Origin of the sequence: Pseudomonas tremae, assembly GCF_001401155.1 — a bacterium.
GTDB lineage: Bacteria > Pseudomonadota > Gammaproteobacteria > Pseudomonadales > Pseudomonadaceae > Aquipseudomonas > Aquipseudomonas tremae.
Window position 1 is genome coordinate 1 of the sequence record NZ_LJRO01000329.1, and the last position, 697, is coordinate 697.

Below are 697 nucleotides of genomic sequence, written 5' to 3' on the forward strand. Positions count from 1 at the left end.
ATGCATAGGCATCTTGAAATCCCCATGCATAAACTCATCAGTCCTCGTTTAGCCGCAGCGGAACGAACTGACACTCAGATGCTGACTTTGTACATTCATATCCTTGAATTCCAAACGCGCCACGCTCTTTAATCCAATTGTGCTGACCTTCAATGGAAACGATAAGTGTCTTTAATCTATTCTCATCTCCTGCTTTGCGATACTCAAGATCTATTACGCCATTATCTCCGCTTAGTGAATAACTACAGTTAGTCAATGTTCCTCCCTTCTGACTTTTATCCACTGAAAGATATAAAGCAGTGGAAAACTCTTTAATGGAGTGTTTCTTGTGTGGTTGAGAAACCCAGTTCCCCTCCCAACCAGCAAACGTTTCCGGCGCGATATAGATACCATTAACGTACTTCACGCTTTGCGGGACAGGACAACTCATAGCATGAGCGTTAGCCGCCATAATGCAGGGTGATGCGGTCAATATAGCCGCCAGCATACTGGTCTTGTGAAGCCTGTTCATAACACTTGTCCTCTTGTCTGGTTCTTATAAATAGAATGAATGACTAGGCTCTATACGTAAACCAAAAAATACGATTGCTTGTAGAGAGCACGGAAGTGTTAGTGGAGCCGCACCAGTCGGCAGTTCCCAGCCTGCGGGGAAAGATGAGGGCCGGGGAGCAATGAACATCGATTTGAGCTTTGCCAT

General features: G+C 45.2%; 1 protein-coding gene. It reads right to left on the bottom strand.

Annotation, left to right across the window (positions count from 1 at the left end; genetic code table 11):
* Positions 1–37 precede the first annotated feature (37 nt).
* Positions 38–511 (bottom strand): type III secretion system effector HopBM1, encoded by a 474-nt coding sequence (hopBM1, locus tag ALO43_RS29210; RefSeq protein ID WP_083492203.1) that lies wholly within the window; start codon positions 509–511, stop codon positions 38–40.
* Between the last annotated feature and the right edge of the window lie 186 nt (positions 512–697).